Origin of the sequence: Micromonospora sp. C97, assembly GCF_018070385.1 — a bacterium.
Lineage (GTDB): Bacteria > Actinomycetota > Actinomycetes > Mycobacteriales > Micromonosporaceae > Micromonospora > Micromonospora parva.
In genome coordinates this window covers 25,605-43,716 of the sequence record NZ_JAGPXU010000041.1, presented here as the reverse complement: position 1 = coordinate 43,716, position 18,112 = coordinate 25,605, and the positions used below count along the sequence as shown (strand labels likewise).

The window sequence follows — 18,112 nt, the reverse complement described above, 5'->3', positions numbered from 1 at the left end:
CTCGCCATTGATATGCGTCTAGCTGAAGCCGACCCCGACAACGCCGAAGCACAACGCGACCTCAGCATCACCCACAGCAGACTCGGCGACATCGCCCACGCTCGCGGCAACCTCAACGACGCCGAGAACGCCTACCGAACCGCGCTGACCATCCGAACCCACCTCGCGGAAACCAACCCCGACAACCTCCAGGCACAACGCGACCTCAGCATCAGCCACAGCAGGCTCGGTGACATCGCTCAAGATCGGGGCAACCTCAACGACGCCGAGAACGCCTACCGAACCGCGCTGACCATCCGAACCCACCTCGCGGAAACCAACCCCGACAACCCCCAAACACAACGCGACCTCAGCATCACCTACGGCAGGCTCGGCGACATCGCGCACGCTCGCGGCAACCTGAACGATGCCGAGATTGCCTATCGCACCGCCCTCACCGCATTCCAACGCCTGGTAGAGACCAACCCCGACAACCCCCAGGCACAACACGATTTATGCATCACCTACAACAGGCTCGGCGACATCGCCCGGGAGCGCGGCAGCCTTGATGACGCCGAGAACGCCTACCGCACCGCCCTCACCGCATTCCAACGCCTGGTAGAAACCAACCCCCAAAACACCGAGGCACAACGCGACCTAAGCATCGCCCAGAGCAAACTTGGCGACATCGCTCGAGATCGGGGCAACTTCAACGACGCCGAGAACGCCTACCGAACCGCGCTCGCCGTCCGAACCCACCTCGCGGAAATCAACCCCGATGACCGGGAGGCACAACGAGACCTGGGCATCGCCCACGGCAGGCTCGGTGGCCTCGCCCACGCTCGTGGCAACCTCAACGACGCCGAGAACGCCTACCGCACCGCCCTCACCGCATTCCAACGCCTGGTAGGAGCCAACCCCGACAACCCCCAGGCACAACACGACCTCAGCATCACTCATGGCAAGCTTGGCGACATCGCCCGGGAGCGCGGCAACCTCCAGGACGCCGAGAATGCTTACCGCGCCGCCCTCGCCGCATCCCGGCTTCTAGTAGAGGCCAACCCGGATAACACCGACGCACAACGCGAATTAAGCAATATTTACAGCATGCTCGGCGGTGTCGCCCAAGACCGGGGAAACCTCAAAGAAGCTGAGAACGCCTACCGAACCGCGCTCGCCATCCGAACCCACCTGGCGGAAACCAACCCCAATGACCGGGAGGCACAACGAGACTTGAGCATCGCCCACGGCAGGCTCGGCGACATTGCTCACGACCGCGGCAACCTTGACGAGGCCGAGACCGCCCAACGCGCCGCGCTAACCCTTGATGTGCGCCTAGCCGAAGCCAATCCGAATGACCCCCGAGCGCAACGTGATTTGACGATTACCTACAGCAGAATCGGCGATCTAGCTCAAGCTCGTGGCCGCTTTAACGAAGCGGAGACCGCCTATCAGGCGGCGTTGAACATCCAAAAACGATTGGTAGACGCCGATCCCGACAACGCTGAGGCTCAACGCGACCTGAGTATCACCCAAAGCAGGCTTGGCGACATAGCCCGGGAGCGGGGTAATCTCGACGAAGCCATGACCGCCTACAACGCAGCTCTAATCATCCAGGCTCGTCTAGCCGAAGCGAACCCCGACGACCCCGAGGCACAACGCGATCTTGGCACTACCCAGGGTCGGCTGTCTGACATCAAGCGAGCAAATATGACCAATACCGACCCTGGCCTTTCGGCTGGTTCCGACAAGGGTGTTACCTGACCAACGATCCATAGGCATGACTATCGTCACAAAGGTTAGAGAGGCGTGGACGATAGCCTCATTTATCCTGCATGGCCTTGACCGAGTCTGTCGCGCGCCGCTTAGAGGGCCACGATCGCCGCAGTCTCCGCTGGCAGCTCGATCCGGTCCCGCATCACAGTGACCCCCTCCCCCGTAGCCAGGAGCACTCGCCGAGCCACCCCAGGCAGCGACACCCCCTGCCCCCGCCCAGCAAAGTTGGCCACCACCAACGTGTCCCCCCGCCGCATCACCAGGAACTGGTCCCCGTGCTGCACAGACACCTCGTGCATCCGAGGATCCGACAGGTCCGAAGACGAGCGACGCAGGGCAATCAACCGCTGGTAGAACGACAGCATCGAAGCGTGTTCGGGCTTGTCCAGCTCAGCCCAGTCCAACCGCGACCGAGTAAACGTCTCCGGGTCCTGCGGGTCCGGCACGTCCCCCTCCGGCCACCCGTGCGAGGCGAACTCCCGCCGTCGCCCGGTCCGCACCGCAGTGGCCAACTCCGGCTCAGGATGCGACGTAAAGAACTGCCAGGGCGTGGAGGCAGCCCACTCCTCCCCCATGAACAGCATCGGAGTAAAGGGCGCGGTCAGCAGCAGCACAGCGCCAACCCGCAGCAGCGCAGGCGACAGCGAAGCCGAGATCCGATCCCCGGTGGCCCGGTTCCCGATCTGATCATGGTTCTGCAAATACGCAACCAACCGATGACCAGGAACCCGGGAATCCAGAGGTCGCCCGTGGTGCCGGTTGCGGAAGCTCGACCAGGTCCCCGCGTGGAAGAACCCGCCGGTCAACACGTCTGACAGCGTCTCCAGGGAGCCGAAGTCGCCGTAGTACCCCTGCCGCTCCCCCGTCAGCAGCGTGTGCAGCGCGTGGTGGGCGTCGTCGTTCCACTGGGCGTGCAACCCGAACCCGCCAGCCTCCCGGGGCGTGATGAGCCGCGGGTCGTTGAGGTCCGACTCGGCGATGAGCGACAGCGGCCGACCCAGGTGCGTCGACAGAGCCTCGACCTCAATCGCCAGCTCCTCCAGAAGCGGCACCGCCCGCGTGTCCGGCAGGGCGTGCACGGCGTCCAGGCGCAGCCCGTCGACGTGGTAGTCGCGCAGCCACATGAGGACGCTGTCGATGATGTAGCGGCGTACCTCGTCGGAGTGCGGGCCGTCCAGGTTGACCGAGCGGCCCCAACTGTTGCTCTGCTCGGCGAGGTAGGGCCCGAACTGCGGCGCGTAGGCCCCGGAGGGCCCGAAATGGTTGTAGACAACGTCGAGGATCACCCCCAGCCCTTTGGCGTGGGCGGCGTCGACGAACCGTTTGAGGCCGTCGGGGCCGCCGTATTGCTCGTGTGGGGCGTACCAGCAGACGCCGTCGTACCCCCAGTTGTGTTCGCCGTTGAAGGCGTTGACCGGGAGCAGTTCGATCAGGTCGACACCGAGCGAGACGAGGTGATCGAGGCGGTCGATGGCGGCGTCGAAGGTGCCGTCCGGGGTGAAGGTGCCGATGTGCAGCTCGTAGAGGATGCTGCCGGGCAGTTGCCGGCCGGTCCACGAGCTGTCGGTCCACGCGAAGGCGGAATGGTCGTAGCGGCGGCTGGGCCCGTGCACTCCCGCAGGCTGCCACGGTGACCGGGGGTCGGGCAGTGGGGTTTCGTCGTCGTTCAGCAGAAAGGAGTAGTCGAGGCCGGCGTCGGGCACCTCGACCCGCCACCAGCCGTCGGCGGTGGCGCGCATCTCGTGGTCGGTGTCGCCGGCCAGGCGCAGCCGCACCCGGGTGGCGTCCGGTGCCCAGACGGAGAATTCGGTCATGAAACGGCCTCCTCGGCAGCGGTGGGAGGAGCCAGCAGAGCGACGGGATAGTCGGCCAGAAGAGTGTCCAGCGGCGTCTCCCCGCCACTGTAGACCCGGCCGGTGAACAGGTCCTTCATCTCGTGAACGGGAAGTGACAGGGCTGTGTCGCACCACCCGCCGGCGCGGGCCAGGCCCAGCGGCAGCCGGGTCGCCACGGCGATCACGCCACCCCGGTCGAAGGCCAGGGCGTGCCGGCCCAACGGCCCATGCGCGGGCACCGGCCGGTAGGTGGTGAACAGCTCCGGGTGCGCCCGCCGCAACCGCAGGGTCCGCGACACGACGAGCAGCTTCGCCGCTCCGTCGGTGTCGATCGGGGGACGCCAGCCGCCGTCGATGCGTGCCAGCAACTCTCGGCGTACGTCGAAGTCGACCGGGCGGCGGTTGTCCGGGTCGACGAGGGAGTTGTCCCACAGCTCGGTGCCCTGGTAGGTGTCCGGCACCCCGGGCATGGTGAGTTGGATCAGCTTCTGCCCGAGGGAGTTGCACCAGCCGGCCGGGGTGATCGCGGCGGCGAGTTCGGTCAGCTCGTCGTGCAGGCTCGGGTCGTCGTACATGCGGTCGACCACGTCGTGCAGTGCCTGCTCGAAGGCCGGGTTCGGGTCCCCCCAGCTGGTCGAGGCGCCGGCCTCCCGGGCGGCCTTCTCGACGTACGCGTGCAGCCGCTCCCGTTCGATCGGCCACGCGCCGACGGCGGTCTGCCAGAGCAGATGGGCGAACGCCGGGTCGGGCAGTGGCGCGTACTCCATCCAGGTCTTGACCTGCTCGGCCCAGCGGCCCGGCAGTTCGCTGAGCACGGCGAGGCGGGCGCGGACGTCCTCGCCGCGTTTGGTGTCGTGGGTGGAGAGGGTGGTCATGGTGGCCGGCCAGCGGACCTGTTGGGCGGCGGCGAAGCGGTGGAACTCCGCGGGTGGCACCCCGAAGCGGGTGGGGCTGTCGCCGACCTCGTTGAGCGCCACGAACCGGGTCCACCGGTAGAACGCGGTGTCCTCCACGCCCTTGGCCATCACCGCGCCGGTGAGCTGGGGGAACCGCATGGCCAGCTCGTCGTCGGGGTTGCGCAGCCGGCGGGTGATCGCGTCCAGGGCGGCGGCCAGGTCGGGGCGGCGGCGGCCGGCCTCGGAGCGGGCGGCGGCGAGGTGCCGGGCGCCGTGCGGCGGGTAGCCGCGGTAGACGTCGAACGCGGCGGCCAGCTCGGCGAGCGCCGCGCGGGCCTGCTCGGTGGGCACCTCGGGGGCGAGAGCGGCCAGCCGGGTCAGCTCGGCGGCGAGCAGTTGGGTGGCGGCGGCCAGCTTGGTGGTGTGGGTCAGGTCCTCCCAGGAGGTACGCCGACCCGCCAGCTGGGTGTCCAGCACCGTGAAGTCGCCCTCGGCGTCGATGTCGATGAAGAGCCCACCGGCCATGGCCAGGGCGTCGTAGCCGGTGGTGCCGTCCACCGGCCAGTCCGGCAGCTCCTCGCCGTACTCCAGGATCTTCTCCACCACGAGCCACGCGTCCGGCGCGGCGGCCCGCAGCCGGGCCAGGTAGCCGGCCGGGTCGCGCAGGCCGTCCGGGTGGTCGACGCGGATGCCGTCGACCTCCCCGGCGGCGGCCCAGCGCAGGATCAGCTCGTGGGTGGCGGCGAACACCGCCGGGTCCTCCACCCGCAGGCCCGCCAGGCCCGCGATGGCGAAGAACCGGCGGTACGTCAGCTCGGCGTCACCGCGCCGCCAGGACACCAGCTCGTAGTGCTGCCGGTCGTGCACCTCGGCCGCGGTGCCGTCGCCGGTGCCGTCGGCGACCGGGAAGCGGTGCTCGTGGTAGCGCAGCTCCCCGTCGACGAGCTTGAGGTCGTCCAGGGCGCCCGCGTCGTCGGCCAGCACCGGCAGCAGTAGCCGGCCACGGTCCCAGTCGATGTCGAACCAGTCGGCGTACGCCGAGTCGCGCCCCCGGCGCAGCACGTCCCACCAGGCCGGGTTGGCGGCCGGGACGGCCACCCCGGCGTGGTTGGGCACGATGTCGACGACCAGGCCGAGGCCCTTGTCGCGCAGCGCGCGCAGCAGCCGCTGCCGGGCGGCCTCCCCGCCCAGCTCCGGGTTGACGGCCCGGTGGTCGACCACGTCGTAGCCGTGCTGGGAACCGGGGGTGGCGGTCAGCAGCGGGGCGCTGTAGAGGTGGCTGACGCCGAGGTCGGCCAGGTAGTCGACGATCGCGGCGGTGGCGTCCAGGTCGAAACCGGGGCGGACCTGGACGCGGTAGGTGGCCTTCGGAGGGGTGGCCGGCATGTCAGATCATCCTCTCCAGCACGACGAGGGAGCGGTCCGGCACCCGGATGGTGCCGCCCGCGCTGATCACCGTGGCGTCGTCCGGCTCCGGCTCGGCGGTGCTGATCACCCGCTCCCACTTCTGGCCGTACTCGCTGCCGGGCATGGTGAAGTCCAGTGGCGCGTCGTGGGCGTTGAAGCAGAGCAGGAACGACGCGTCGTGGTGCTTCTGGCCGTACTGGCCGCGCTCGCGGATGCCCTCGCCGTTGACGAAGAGCGCCACCGAGCGGCCGAAGTCGTTGCCCCAGTCCTCGCCGGTCATCTCCCGCCCGTCCGGGGTGTACCAGGCCAGGTCGGGCAGCGGCTCGTCGATGCCGCGCCCGCCCACCGGCAGGCCGGTGAAGAACCGGCGGCGGCGGAACACCTGGTGTCGTTTGCGGAACGCGGTGAGCGTGCGGACGAAGTCCAGCAGCTGCTCGTCGGCGTTGTCCCAGTCGACCCAGGCCAGCTCGCTGTCCTGGCAGTAGACGTTGTTGTTGCCGTGCTGGGTGCGGCCCAGCTCGTCACCGTGGCCGATCATCGGCACGCCCTGCGACAGCATCAGGGTGGCCAGGAAGTTGCGCCGCTGCTTGGCCCGCAGCGCGAGCACCGCCTCGTCGTCGGTGTCGCCCTCGACCCCGCAGTTCCAGGACCGGTTGTGGCTCTCGCCGTCCCGGTTGTCCTCGCCGTTGGCCTCGTTGTGCTTGTCGTTGTACGACACCAGGTCGTTGAGGGTGAACCCGTCGTGCACGGTGACGAAGTTGATGCTGTGGAACGGGCGGCGGCCGTCGTCCTGGTAGAGGTCGGCCGAGCCGGAGATGCGGGACGCGAACTCGGCCAGGGTGGCCGGCTCACCGCGCCAGAAGTCCCGCACGGTGTCGCGGTACTTGCCGTTCCACTCGGTCCACAGCGGCGGGAAGTTGCCCACCTGGTAGCCGCCGGGGCCGACGTCCCACGGTTCGGCGATCAGCTTCACCTGGCTGACCACCGGGTCCTGCTGCACCACCTCGAAGAAGGTGGACAGGCGGTCCACCTCGTAGAACTCGCGGGCCAGGGTGGCGGCCAGGTCGAACCGGAAGCCGTCGACGTGCATCTCGGTCACCCAGTACCGCAACGAATCCATGATCAGTTGCAGGGAGTGCGGGCTGCGCACGTTGAGGCTGTTGCCGGTGCCGGTGTAGTCGACGAAGTAGCGGGGGTCCTCCTCGCTGAGCCGGTAGTAGCTCGGCGCGTCCACCCCCTTGAAGCTCAGCGTCGGCCCGAGGTGGTTGCCCTCGGCGGTGTGGTTGTAGACCACGTCGAGGATGACCTCGATGCCGGCCGCGTGCAGCGCCTTCACCATGCCCCGGAACTCCTGCACCTGCTGGCCGAGCCGGCCCAGCGCCGAGTAGCCGTGGTGCGGGGCGAAGAAGCCGATGGTGTTGTAACCCCAGTAGTTGCGCAGCCCCAGGTCGGCGAGGCGGTTGTCGTGGATGAACTGGTGCACCGGCATCAGCTCGATCGCCGTCACCCCGAGCCGGGTCAGATAGTCGATCATCGGTGGGGAGGCGATGCCCGCGTACGTGCCGCGCAGCTCCTCCGGGATGTCCGGGTGGCGCATGGTCAGCCCGCGTACGTGCGCCTCGTAGATCACCGAGTGGTGGTAAGGGGTGCGCGGCGGCTTGTCGTTGCCCCAGTCGAAGTACGGGTTCACCACCACCGACTTCGGCATGAACGGCGCGGAGTCGGTTTCGTTCATCCGCTCCGGCTCGTCCATGTCGTAGTCGTAGACCGCCGGGTCCCACGTCACGTCACCGTCGATGGCCTTCGCGTACGGGTCGATCAGCAGCTTGTTCGGGTTGCAGCGCAGCCCGTTCGCGGGGTCGTACGGACCGTGCACCCGGTAGCCGTAGCGCTGGCCCGGCTCGATGCCCGGCAGGTACGCGTGCCACACGTAGGCGTCCACCTCGCGCAGCTCGACGCGGCGCTCCGCGCCGGTGTCCCACTCGTCGAAGAGGCACAGCTCGACCCGCTCGGCCACCTCGGAGAAGATGGCGAAGTTGGTGCCCATCCCGTCGTAGGTGGCGCCAAGGGGGTACCGCTCGCCCGGCCAGACCTGCATCTTGCTCCCTCAACCCATGGTGATGTGCGCACCGGCCGACGCTGCCCCGCGCGCAGGCAGGTAGTGCCCCCTGCCCGTACGCGCCAATCCATCCTTTCAGGCGGTGCCCGGAAACCACCTGTCTGATGCGACCTAAACCATCGGGTGTCCTCCGTCACGATGGCCCTTTTCGAGATGCGTTCTTGGGCCGGATGCCCTTTCCTTGTTCGGGGGCAAGCGTCCGCTCGCGCCCGCCAGGCCCTCGGCCACCCCTTACACCTCTCGCTCCGCCGCCACTGACGCCGGCGCGCACCACCATGCATGGACGGAGATTGATGTGACGACCCTGCGGGTCGACGAGCAGCTCGCTGCCACCAAGGACCGGGCCCACCGGCCCACCCTCACCTCACGGCCCAACGCGCAGCCCGGCCCGAGCCCGCAGTCCGGCCCGGTCGTGCCGGCGCAGTCCGGCCCCGGGGTGCCCCCGCAGACCCGCCGCATCCTCATGCTGTCCTGGGAGTACCCGCCGGTGCTCGTCGGTGGCCTCGGCCGCCACGTGCACGCCCTGTCGGTGGCCCTGGCCGCCGCCGGCCACGAGGTCACCGTGGTCACCCGGCACAGCGAGGGCGCGCCCCTGGAGGAGTACGCCGAGGGCGTACGCATCCTGCGCGCTCCCGAGGACCCGGTCACCTTCCCCCTCGCCACCGGTTCGCTGCTGGCCTGGACGATGGCCTTCAACCACACCCTCACCCGCACCGCGCTGCGCGCCACCCAGGCCGGCTCGTACGACGTCATCCACGCCCACGACTGGCTCGTCGCGCACACCGCGATGACGCTGCGCGAGCACCTGGACATCCCGCTGGTCAGCACGATCCACGCCACCGAGGCCGGTCGGCACCAGGGCTGGCTGCCGGAGGAGATGAACCGCACCATCCACGGTGTCGAGCACTGGCTCAGCAGCGAGTCCAACCGGGTGATCGTCTGCTCCGGGTACATGCGCGACGAGGTGAACGCGCTGTTCGGCGTACCGGCCGGGAGGGTCGACGTGGTCGCCAACGGCGTGGAGCCGCACCGCTGGCGGGTGCCCGCGAGCGCGGTGGCCGCCGCCCGCGCCCGGTTCGCCGGGGACGGCCCGCTGGTCACCTTCGCCGGCCGCCTGGTGTACGAGAAGGGCGTGCAGCACCTGATCGCCGCGCTCCCCCGGCTGCGCGAACGGCACCCCGGGCTGCGTGCCGTGATCGCCGGCGACGGCCCGTACCGCGCCGAGTTGGAGGCCGAGGTGCACCGCCGCGGCCTGGGCGGCCTGGTCAGCATGCCGGGCTTCCTCGGCGGCACCGACCTGCCGGCGCTGATGGCCGCGTCCGACTGCTTCGCCGTGCCCAGCATCTACGAGCCGTTCGGCATGGTCGCCCTGGAAGGCGCCGCGGCCGGTGCGCCGCTCGCCGTCGCCGCCACCGGTGGCCTCGCCGAGATCGTCGAACCGGGTGTCACCGGGATGACCTTCCGCCCGCACGACCCGGACAGCCTGACCGACGCCGTGCACGCCCTGCTGTCCGACGCCGACCGCACCCGTGCCATGGCCCGCCACGCCCGCCGGATGGTCCACGACCAGTACGGCTGGGCCGCGATCGCCCAGCACACCGCCGCCAGCTACGCCGCCGCCATCCAGCACGACGCCGCGTTCACCGCCGAACGCGCCGAGCAGCGGATGTCGCAGGGCCGTGCGCTTCCGGCGCTCCCCGAGGGCAACCTGCTCGCCGCCGCCGGCCTGCGCTGACCACGCCGGCCCGGCCCTTGCGGTTGGCCGGGCGGGGCGGGCGGGCCGGGCGGGGCCTTGCCTTGTGCGGTTGATCGACTCGGTTTTCTTGAAGTCGGGGTGTCCCAGTGCCGGGGACGCCCCGACTTCCTGAAAGCCGAGTCGATCACGCTGGGCCCGGCGGGTGTGATGCCCGTCGGGGCGGGCCGCGTCGCTCGGCGGCTGTCGGCCGGTCCTGCCAGAATGTGCTGATGTTTCGCGCTGTCGACGCCCTGGATGCCGCCTTTCCGACCGCCGCCGCCGTCGCGCTGGACCTGATCCGACGCCCCGAGGTGACCGAGCGGTGGTCACACCCGAGCGCGCTGCCACACCTGTCGGTGGGTGGCCTGGCGTGCCACCTGGGACGTCAGGCGGTCCGCGCTGCCGAGTTGCTGCCGATGCCGACCGACCTACCGACGTTGGATTCGGCGGACGACCACTACGAGCAGGCCCCGTGGGTCAGCGAGGGCACCCCGGACGAGAAGTCGGTCGCCGAGAGCAACGACGAGGCGGACGCGGCCCGCGGACCGGCCGACCTGCACGCCCGCTGCGCCCAGGCGCTGGAAGTGGTCGGCGACCTGCTCTCCCGGGGTGCCGCCGGTGAGGTCGTGCCGATCCCGTGGCAGGGCTGGTCGCTGCGGCGTGGGGACTTCCTGCTCACCCGCCAACTGGAGATCGTGGTGCACTCCGATGACCTCGCGGTGAGCGTCGGCGTACCCACGCCGGAGTTCCCGGCGGACGTCTTCGACCCCGTCCGGGACCTGCTGGTCCGACTGGCGGTGCGCCGCCGTGGTCAGTCGGCGCTGATCAGCGCCCTGAGCCGCAGCGAGCGATCCCAGGACATCTCGGCCTTCTGACTCCCGGCGGTGCCCGGTCGTGATCGACTCGGCTTCCTGAAAGTCGGGGTGTCCCGGCCCGAGGAACACCGCGCCTTCACGAAACCAGAGTCGATCAAGGGCGATCGGGCACGGCCAGAGCGGAAACGCGGCAGGCCGCCGACCCGGAGGGGTCGACGGCCTGCTGTGCAACGAAGAGCGGGTCAGCGCTCGCCGAAGGGGACGTAGTTCCGCTCGGCGGAGCCGACGTAGACCTGCCGCGGACGGCCAATCTTGGTCTCCGGGTCGTTGATCATCTCGCGCCACTGGGCGATCCAGCCGGGCAGCCGGCCGAGCGCGAAGAGGACAGTGAACATCTTGGTCGGGAAGCCCATGGCCTTGTAGATCAGACCGGTGTAGAAGTCCACGTTCGGGTAGAGCCGACGCGACACGAAGAAGTCGTCGGCGAGGGCGATCTCCTCCAGCTCCATGGCGATGTCCAGCAGCGGGTCGGGCTTGGCCATCCGGCCCAGCACGTCCTGCGCGGCCTTCTTGACGATCGCCGCCCGCGGGTCGTAGTTCTTGTAGACCCGGTGGCCGAAGCCCATCAGCTTGACGCCGTCCTGCTTGTCCTTGACCTTACGGACGAAGGACCGGACGTCGTCGTCGCCGGCGTGGATCTGCTGGAGCATCTCCAGCACCGCCTGGTTGGCGCCGCCGTGCAGGGGGCCGAACAGCGCGTTCACGCCGGCCGAGACCGAGGCGAACAGGTTGGCGTTGCTGGAGCCGACCAGCCGGACGGTCGACGTGGAGCAGTTCTGCTCGTGGTCGGCGTGCAGGACGAAGAGCATGTCCAGCACCTTCGACATCACCGGGTCGACCTCGTACGGCTCCGCCGGCACGCCGAACGTCATCCGCAGCAGGTTGTCCACGTAGCCCAGCGAGTTGTCCGGGTACAGCAGCGGCTGACCGATGGACTTCTTGTACGCGTACGAGGCGATGGTGGGGACCTTGGCCATCAGCCGGACCGTGGAGATCTCCACGTGCTCGGAGTCGAACGGGTCCAGGCTGTCCTGGTAAAAGGTGGACAGGGCGCTCACCGCGGACGAGAGCACCGCCATCGGGTGGGCGTCCCGGGGGAAGCCGTCGAAGAAGCGACGCATCTCCTCGTGCAGCAGCGAGTGGCGCCGAATCCACTCGGTGAACTCGGTCAGCTGCTGCTCGGTCGGCAGCTCACCGTAGATGAGCAGGTAGGAGACCTCCAGGAAGGAGGACTTCTCGGCCAGCTGCTCGATCGGGTACCCCCGGTAACGCAGGATGCCCGCGTCGCCGTCGATGTAGGTGATCGCGGATGAGGCAGCGGCGGTGTTGACGAAACCGGGGTCGTACGTGGTCATCCCGGTTTCCTTCAGCAGCTTGCTCACCCCGATACCGGCGGGGCCCTCGACCGCAGGATGTACCGGCATCGACAGCTGCCCACCGGGGTGATCGAGCTTGACTTCCGTCATGTGGTTCCTCGCTTCGCCGGCAGATCTACGTTGAATTGCCTTCGCTTCTACCGTAATTGCGGCTCGGGGGACAACGCCCGCCGTGGTTCGGCGGTGAGGTATGCGTCACCCGATTCCCGACCAGGCGGCCGGGAAACCCGGCATCCCGCCAACCGGGACCGGACCGGACCGGACCCGGAAGCCAGACCGGACCGACCCCGGACACCAGACCCGACCGGCCCGGAGAGCCAGGCCGGATCGGACCCCGACGCCAGACCGGGCCGACCCCGGACATCAGGCGAGACCAATCCGGAAGCACAGTCACGACAGGGTGAGGCGGCGCAGCGCACCGTCCGCCGCGACCTGGTAGACGTCGAGTGTGTTGGTGCCGGCGTGGAACAGCTTGTCGTCGGCGAGCAGCGCGGCGAACCGGCGTCCGCCGGGGTCGGCCGGCACCACCGGGACGACCGCCCCGACGCGACCGTTGACGGCGACGGCGAGCAGGGTGCCGTCCGGGATCCGGTCCGGGACGTCGCCCCAGACAAGCGCCGGCAGGGTGCCGGTGTCCGGGTCGGTGGCGGTGAACGCGGCCAGGTCGGCGACCCGGGCGCTGCCGGCGGCCGGGCCGGCGCGTACCTCGGTGCCGACCAGAGGGTGCGGTGTGGGCAGCGGCGGCGGGGTGGGTACGCCGCCGGGGAAGGTGACCGGTTCGCCGGGGCGGTCGTAGAAGTGCTTCGTACCGTCGGTGCGGGGCGCTTGCCGGGCGGAGCGCCCGTCGACCCGCCAGGGCAACCGGATGCCGGCCTCGTCGGCCACCGTCGGCAGCAGGTCGACGTGTTCCCAGTTGCGGTCGTCGACCCGGCCGGTCTGCTGCCGGGGTTCCTTGACGAACGTCGGCACCCAGGCGACCTCGCCGGCGGCGGCCTTGATGGCGTCCATGCCCCGGCCCTGGGCGCCGGGGCGGAAGCTCACCCCGTGGTCGGCGGTCACCACGACGAGCGCCTGGTCGTAGAGGCCGCTGGCGCGCAGCGTCCGCAGTGTCTCGCCGATCAGCCGGTCGGTGTAGCCGAGCTGGGCGAGGTGCCGCTGCCGGGCCAGGTCGACCCAGCCGGCGCCGTCGTTGGGCAGGTCCTCGGGGGCGTCGTAGCGCGCGCCGGACGGCAGGTACGCCCACGGTGAGTGCGGCATCAGCAGGTGCAGGAAGTGCAGGGTGGGGCGGGCGGTCGGCTTCAGCCCGGCCAGGAAGCTGGTGAACCGGGCCGGTTGGTTGTCGTCCAGGCTGTCCCACCGGAACTTCGGGTCGGCCGGCACCGGTTCGGCGGCGTCCAGGCCGGCTTCGGCCCGGGTCTGCTCGCGATAGGAGTCTTCCGGGTCGACGGTGCTCTCGGTGGGTCCGGCGACCCGGCCGAGCAGCTTGCCGGTCTCGCGGACCAGCACGCCCATCCCCTGTTCCGGGGTGACCGGCTGTTCGCACCGGCTGGGTGGGCACAGCCGGGTGATGCTCTCCTCGGCCTTGATGTCGTAGAGGCCGCCGAAGGCGGTGAAGATGTTGTCCGGGTACTGCGAGTAGTGCGGGGCGACGGGCTTCGCCGGGTAGCGGCCGGTGAGCATCGCCGGCAGCGCGTTCGGTGTCCACCCGCTGACCCCTGTCGAGTTGCGGTACCAGGTGGAGGCTCCGGCCAGTTCGGCGAAGTGCGGGTACCGACCGGCGTCGATCTGTCCGTCCGGGCCGAGCAGGCTGACCAGTGGCAGCTCGTCGAGAATCAGCATGACCACCGGTGGGTGCACGGCCGAACCCTGCGCGGTCCCTGCCGCACCGCCGTCGCCGCGCGGCAGGACCACCGCCGAGGTGGGCGAGACGAGCAGGAAGAGCGCCACGAAGGCCACCGGGCCGGCGGCGGCCAGTCGCAGGACCCGGCCCGGCGCCCGCCACCGCCGGTGCGCGAGCGCGCCGGCGGCTCCGGCCAGCACGGCCACCAGCAGCAGCGGTACGCCCCGAAGCGGCGTCACGTGCCGGCCCACCTGCACGGCGAGCGCGGCGACCAGCAGCCCGACCAGCCCGGTGTGGGTGACGGCGCGGGCGGTCCGGCCGGCGAGTCGGCTGAGCGCCCCGAGCAGCGCCACCGCGACGGTGGGGACCACCGTCACCAGGGCGACCAGCAGCAGGATCTCGGCCGGGTCGGCGCGGTGGAAGAGGAAGAAGTCGGGGCTGCGGCCGAGCACGTCCAGCAGGGGTTGGGTGACCACGAGACCGACCAGCGCGACGATCTCCAGCAGCCGGCCCAGCTCTGCGCGCCAGCCCCGCTCCCACCGCCCGGCCGGCGGGTCCGGCAGGGCGGGCGGGTCGACGGAGGCCGGTTCAGCCACCCATCACCGTCCGGTAGAGGGTGCGGGTGCCCGAGGGCAGCTCCAGCCGGTCGGTGATCCGACCCCGGGCGGCGAGCACCGTCTCGAAGGCGTCGCGGCGGTAGTCCGGGAAGAGGCCGGCGGGCTTGTTGGCCAGCAGCCGGGTCGCCATCGGGTCCTCCGGGTGGACGAACTCCACCACCACCGCCCCGCCCGGTGCGGTCAGCCCGGCGAGCCAGTCGACGACCTCCGGCAGCGGCACGTTGCGCCCGATCGCCAGGTGGTGCACGACGGCCAGGGCGAGCACCACGTCGGCGGACGCCCGCTCGGCGAAGCCGGCCCGCTCGACGCCGCGCCAGCCGCCGCCCGGCGAGGGGTCGGCCAGGTCCAGCACCAGCGGCAGGATGCGGCGCTGCCCCTCGGAGCGCAGTTTGCGGTACAGCTCGTCGACAACGGCCGGGTCCTGCTCGACGGCGACCACGTAGTCGGCGTGCCCGGCCGCCAACCGGGAGTACCGGCCGTCGTTGGCGCCGAGGTCGAGCACCAGGCGGGGGCGGGTGCCGGCGGCAGCCACCGAGGCGGCCACGAACTGCTCCTTCGCCACCCGGTCGCGCACCGTGTAGCCGCAGGTGCGCTGGTAGTCCGACCAGTGGGTCCCGGCCGGGCGGTGCTCCAGCTTGCGGACCAGTTTCTCGATGCCGCGGACGGTGGCGAGCAGCAACTCCCGGGAGAAGCCGGCAGCCCGCAGTTGGTCGCGGACCTCGGTGGTGCTGGCGGCGGCGTTGCGTTGCTGCATGGCCCCGTGCAGGTGCAGGTGGGTCAGCACGCCGGGGCGCAGCCGGCGGGCACCGGTGAACAGGGGCCGCAGCTCGTCGGCCTCGATGCCGTCGACCCGGGCGCGCAGCCAGGGTTGGAAGTCGACGCCCAGGTGGGCCGTGAGCATCAGCGGGTAGAGCACTGTCTGGCAGAACTGCCGGTAGCCGGCCCACGGTTCGCCGTCGCGGACCGGTTCGAACGAGCCGATGTCGATGAAGACCGGTTCGGCGCCGCGCCACTGGAGGTTGTACGCGGAGCCGTCCTTGGTGGTGAAACCCTCGCCGAGCGCGGCGTTGAGGATCTCCAGGTGCAGCAGGGCGGCGTCGCGCAGCATGCTGAACGACCACTCGTACGGGTGGGAGACGAACGGGATGCGCTCGTGACGCAGCACGGCGGCCCACGGTGTTCCGGTCGCGGCGGGCACCAGTGTGGGCGGGGCGTCCTCGGTGGCGCAGACCTTGCGCGCGGCGACGAGTGCCGGAAAGAACGTGCTGCCGGTCAACGCCCGCCAGTGCTGCGCGGCCTGGGGGTCCAGCCCGCGCAGCACCTCGTCGCCGACGTGGAAGACCCGGTTGGCCGGGTCGCGGAAGGAGGCCGGCTCGGGCCGTACCCCGGTGGGTGAGATCGCCATGGTCGGGACTGGCCTGCTCAGCGCTGGTCGGTGGGTTGCCGGCGGAACCGGTCGACGAGCCGTCGCCAGTAGAGCTTCGCGGCGACCGCGGCGCCGGCCACCCCGCCCACGACCGCCTGCACGATCAGGCTGCCGGACCCCGCGTCCAGGTAGGCCAGATGTTCCACGGATCGCTCCTTGCCCTCGCCGTCTCGACACCGGCATCCCGGTCATCACCAATGAGGCTTTTAACCCGGAAAGCCGGACTTGTCCATCACCGTACGCTGGTCCCCGTTGCCGTCGCGGCCACATCGGCGGACTCCCAGACTCGGCACAGAATGCGGCAGCGACGGCCGGGCACGCCGGCACGCTGCGGACACGCGCTGGGACCTCACCGAGACGCGGTCAGCCGTCGGCTGTTCCCGGTCGCGCCGCCCGTTGCGCCCACGCGTGCAGCGCGTCGCGGTCGCCGGCACCGTCGAGGTTCAGCGCCGCCTCGATCAACGCCAGGTGGGTGAAGGCCTGCGGGTAGTTGCCCAACGCGGTGCCGTCGGCGTCGAGCTGCTCGGCGTACAGGCCGAGCGGCCCGGCGTACCCGCACAACTGGTCGAACAACTCGGCGGCCTGCTCGCGTCGCCCCGCCAGGACCAGGGCCGAGACCAGCTCGAAGCAGCAGAGCAGGAACGCGCCCTCCTGCCCGGGCAACCCGTCGTCGGCCGTGTACCGGCGGATGAGCGCCGGGGCGACGGCCAGATCCCGCCGGATGCGATCGATGGTGGACAGCACCCGCGGGTCGTCACCGGAGAGGAAGCCGACCAGGGGCATCCGCAGCAACGACGCGTCGAGTTCGGTCGAGCCGTACGCCAGCACGAAGCTGCCGATGCCGCTGTCGAAACCACGCTCGACGACCTCGGCGTGGATGGCGTCGCGCTCCCCGCGCCACCGCTCGACGGGGGCGTCGTGGTCGCCGACCAGGTCGGCGAGGCGGATGCCCCGGTCGAGGCAGACCCAGGCCATCATCTTCGAGTTGACGTAGTGCCGCAGCGGCCCGCGGATCTCCCAGACGCCGTGGTCCGGCTCCCGCCACCGGGTGGCCATGGTGTCCACGTGCCGGCGCAGCACCTGCCACTGCTCAGTGGTCAACTCGCCGGTGAGCTGCTGGTACGACAGCGTGGCGTCGAGCACGTGCCCGTACGTGTCGAACTGCAGCTGGTGGGCGGCCTCGTTGCCGATACGCACCGGCCGTGAGTCGGCGTACCCGTCGAGGTGCTCAAGCACCGCCTCCTCGCGGGTCACCCCGTGGATCCCGACGAGGGGGGTGAGAACCTCGCCGGCACAATCGCACATGGTGAGCAGGAAGTGCAGGTAACGACGGCCCTCCTCGGCGTGACCCAGCCGGAACAGCGCGAGCAGCAGCAGCGCGGCGTCGCGGTGCCAGGTGAAGCGGTAGTCCCAGTTGCGCACGCCGCCGATCTCCTCGGGCAGCGAGGCGGTCGGCGCGGCGAGCAACGCACCGGTCTCGTCGAACGACAGGCCCCGCAGGACGGCCGCGCTGTGCCGCACCTCGGCGCTGCCCCGCCCGGTGTAGTCGGTACGGTCCGTCCACTCCCGCCAGGTCCGGCAGGTCCGCGCCAGCAGCTCGGCCGGGTCGACCTCGTCGATGCGGCCGGGGCCGTAACCGAGCAGTACGTCGACCGTCTGCCCCGCGCACAGCACCGTTTCGGCGCGCAGCGTCGCGCCGTCGACCCGGAACGACAGCCCGGAACGCAGCCGCAGCCCCGCCTCGGCGGCCACCCACTGGCCGTGGTCCCACCGCCAGTCCACCGGGCGGGAACCGTACCCGGGGCGCGGTGTCACCTCGGCTCGTACCCGCACCGACCCGGCGCGCACGTGCAGGCGGCGCACCAGCAGCATGTCCGCGCGGAACGGCTGCGCCTCGTCGCCGGTCCGGACGGCGAGGAAGTCCTGACCGGTCGCGGTGCCACCGGCGGCCCGGTACGCGCTCTCCACCACCAGGGTGCCGGGCAGGTACCGGCGGACCGGCGCGGCGTCAGCGGCGACGGAGAAGGTGAACGCGCCACCGACGCGACGGTCCAGCAGCCGGGCGAAGACCGCGTCGCCCTCGAAGTGCGGCACACAGAACCAGTCGACAGCGCCGTCCGCGCCGATCAGCGCCCCGGTGTGGGTGTCGGAGAGGAACGCGTACGAGTCGATCGGCGGCGTGCTCGCGGAGCCGAAGGCCGGCACGCGACTGCCTACCCGGCGGGTCGGCG

Annotated in this window: 11 protein-coding genes; 3 read left to right on the top strand and 8 right to left on the bottom strand. The window is 70.6% G+C overall.

From position 1 onward, the window contains the following. Positions 1 to 1,743: lipopolysaccharide assembly protein LapB (locus KBX26_RS30780; RefSeq protein ID WP_210867016.1), on the top strand; the 1,743-nt coding region annotated here is incomplete at its 5' end. 101 nt (positions 1,744 to 1,844) lie between these two features. Here KBX26_RS30780 and treZ read toward each other — a convergent pair. From treZ to glgX, 3 genes are read right to left on the bottom strand one after another with little or no spacing between them, the layout of a single operon-like run. Further along, positions 1,845 to 3,569: a malto-oligosyltrehalose trehalohydrolase gene (gene treZ / locus KBX26_RS30775; RefSeq protein WP_210867015.1), complete on the bottom strand. Its 1,725-nt coding sequence runs from the start codon at positions 3,567 to 3,569 to the stop codon at positions 1,845 to 1,847. Beyond that, the gene (gene treY, locus KBX26_RS30770) at positions 3,566 to 5,872 is read right to left on the bottom strand and encodes a malto-oligosyltrehalose synthase (protein WP_210867014.1); all 2,307 of its coding nucleotides are present in this window, start codon (positions 5,870 to 5,872) and stop codon (positions 3,566 to 3,568) included. Before treY ends, treZ begins: the two co-directional genes overlap by 4 nt. A 1-nt stretch (position 5,873) precedes the next feature. Further along, positions 5,874 to 7,991 carry a glycogen debranching protein GlgX gene (glgX, locus tag KBX26_RS30765; protein ID WP_030332618.1) on the bottom strand — a complete coding sequence of 706 codons (2,118 nt, stop codon included), beginning with the start codon at positions 7,989 to 7,991 and terminating at the stop codon, positions 5,874 to 5,876. Between the two features lie 316 nt (positions 7,992 to 8,307). On the opposite strand from glgX, the gene KBX26_RS30760 reads away from it, so the two are divergent. Together KBX26_RS30760 and KBX26_RS30755 are read left to right on the top strand one after the other, a co-directional pair. After that, positions 8,308 to 9,747 (top strand): glycosyltransferase family 4 protein, encoded by a 1,440-nt coding sequence (locus KBX26_RS30760; RefSeq protein WP_210867013.1) that lies wholly within the window; start codon positions 8,308 to 8,310, stop codon positions 9,745 to 9,747. A 230-nt stretch (positions 9,748 to 9,977) separates the two neighbouring features. Then, on the top strand, positions 9,978 to 10,622 hold the full coding sequence (locus KBX26_RS30755) for a maleylpyruvate isomerase N-terminal domain-containing protein (protein WP_156057571.1): 645 nt from the start codon (positions 9,978 to 9,980) through the stop codon (positions 10,620 to 10,622). A gap of 182 nt (positions 10,623 to 10,804) precedes the next feature. Here KBX26_RS30755 and KBX26_RS30750 read toward each other — a convergent pair whose 3' ends face one another. The 5 genes from KBX26_RS30750 to KBX26_RS30730 all read right to left on the bottom strand — a co-directional run bounded on the left by KBX26_RS30750 (position 10,805) and on the right by KBX26_RS30730 (position 18,086). After that, complete coding sequence (locus KBX26_RS30750; RefSeq protein WP_030332612.1) at positions 10,805 to 12,088, bottom strand: citrate synthase; 1,284 nt, start codon at positions 12,086 to 12,088, stop codon at positions 10,805 to 10,807. A 300-nt stretch (positions 12,089 to 12,388) separates the two neighbouring features. Then, complete coding sequence (locus KBX26_RS30745) at positions 12,389 to 14,434, bottom strand: sulfatase-like hydrolase/transferase (protein WP_210867012.1); 2,046 nt, start codon at positions 14,432 to 14,434, stop codon at positions 12,389 to 12,391. Continuing rightward, positions 14,427 to 15,860 (bottom strand): bifunctional 2-polyprenyl-6-hydroxyphenol methylase/3-demethylubiquinol 3-O-methyltransferase UbiG, encoded by a 1,434-nt coding sequence (locus KBX26_RS30740; RefSeq protein ID WP_210867011.1) that lies wholly within the window; start codon positions 15,858 to 15,860, stop codon positions 14,427 to 14,429. Before KBX26_RS30740 ends, KBX26_RS30745 begins: the two co-directional genes overlap by 8 nt. Positions 15,861 to 15,877: 17 nt before the next feature. Continuing rightward, a complete protein-coding gene (locus tag KBX26_RS30735; protein WP_165947858.1) occupies positions 15,878 to 16,027 on the bottom strand; it encodes a hypothetical protein in 150 nt (49 codons plus the stop codon). Positions 16,028 to 16,244: 217 nt separating this feature from the next. After that, positions 16,245 to 18,086, bottom strand: coding sequence for a glycoside hydrolase family 15 protein (locus KBX26_RS30730; protein ID WP_210867010.1), 1,842 nt, complete (start codon positions 18,084 to 18,086; stop codon positions 16,245 to 16,247). Positions 18,087 to 18,112: the final 26 nt, after the last annotated feature.

Bases quoted from the DNA above. Each gene is read 5' to 3' on its own strand.
- KBX26_RS30755 (WP_156057571.1), top strand. From the start codon at position 9,978: ATGTTTCGCGCTGTCGACGCCCTGGATGCCGCCTTTCCGACCGCCGCC.
- glgX (WP_030332618.1), bottom strand. From the start codon at position 7,991: ATGCAGGTCTGGCCGGGCGAGCGGTACCCCCTTGGCGCCACCTACGAC.
- treZ (WP_210867015.1), bottom strand. From the start codon at position 3,569: ATGACCGAATTCTCCGTCTGGGCACCGGACGCCACCCGGGTGCGGCTG.
- KBX26_RS30750 (WP_030332612.1), bottom strand. From the start codon at position 12,088: ATGACGGAAGTCAAGCTCGATCACCCCGGTGGGCAGCTGTCGATGCCG.
- treY (WP_210867014.1), bottom strand. From the start codon at position 5,872: ATGCCGGCCACCCCTCCGAAGGCCACCTACCGCGTCCAGGTCCGCCCC.
- KBX26_RS30740 (WP_210867011.1), bottom strand. From the start codon at position 15,860: ATGGCGATCTCACCCACCGGGGTACGGCCCGAGCCGGCCTCCTTCCGC.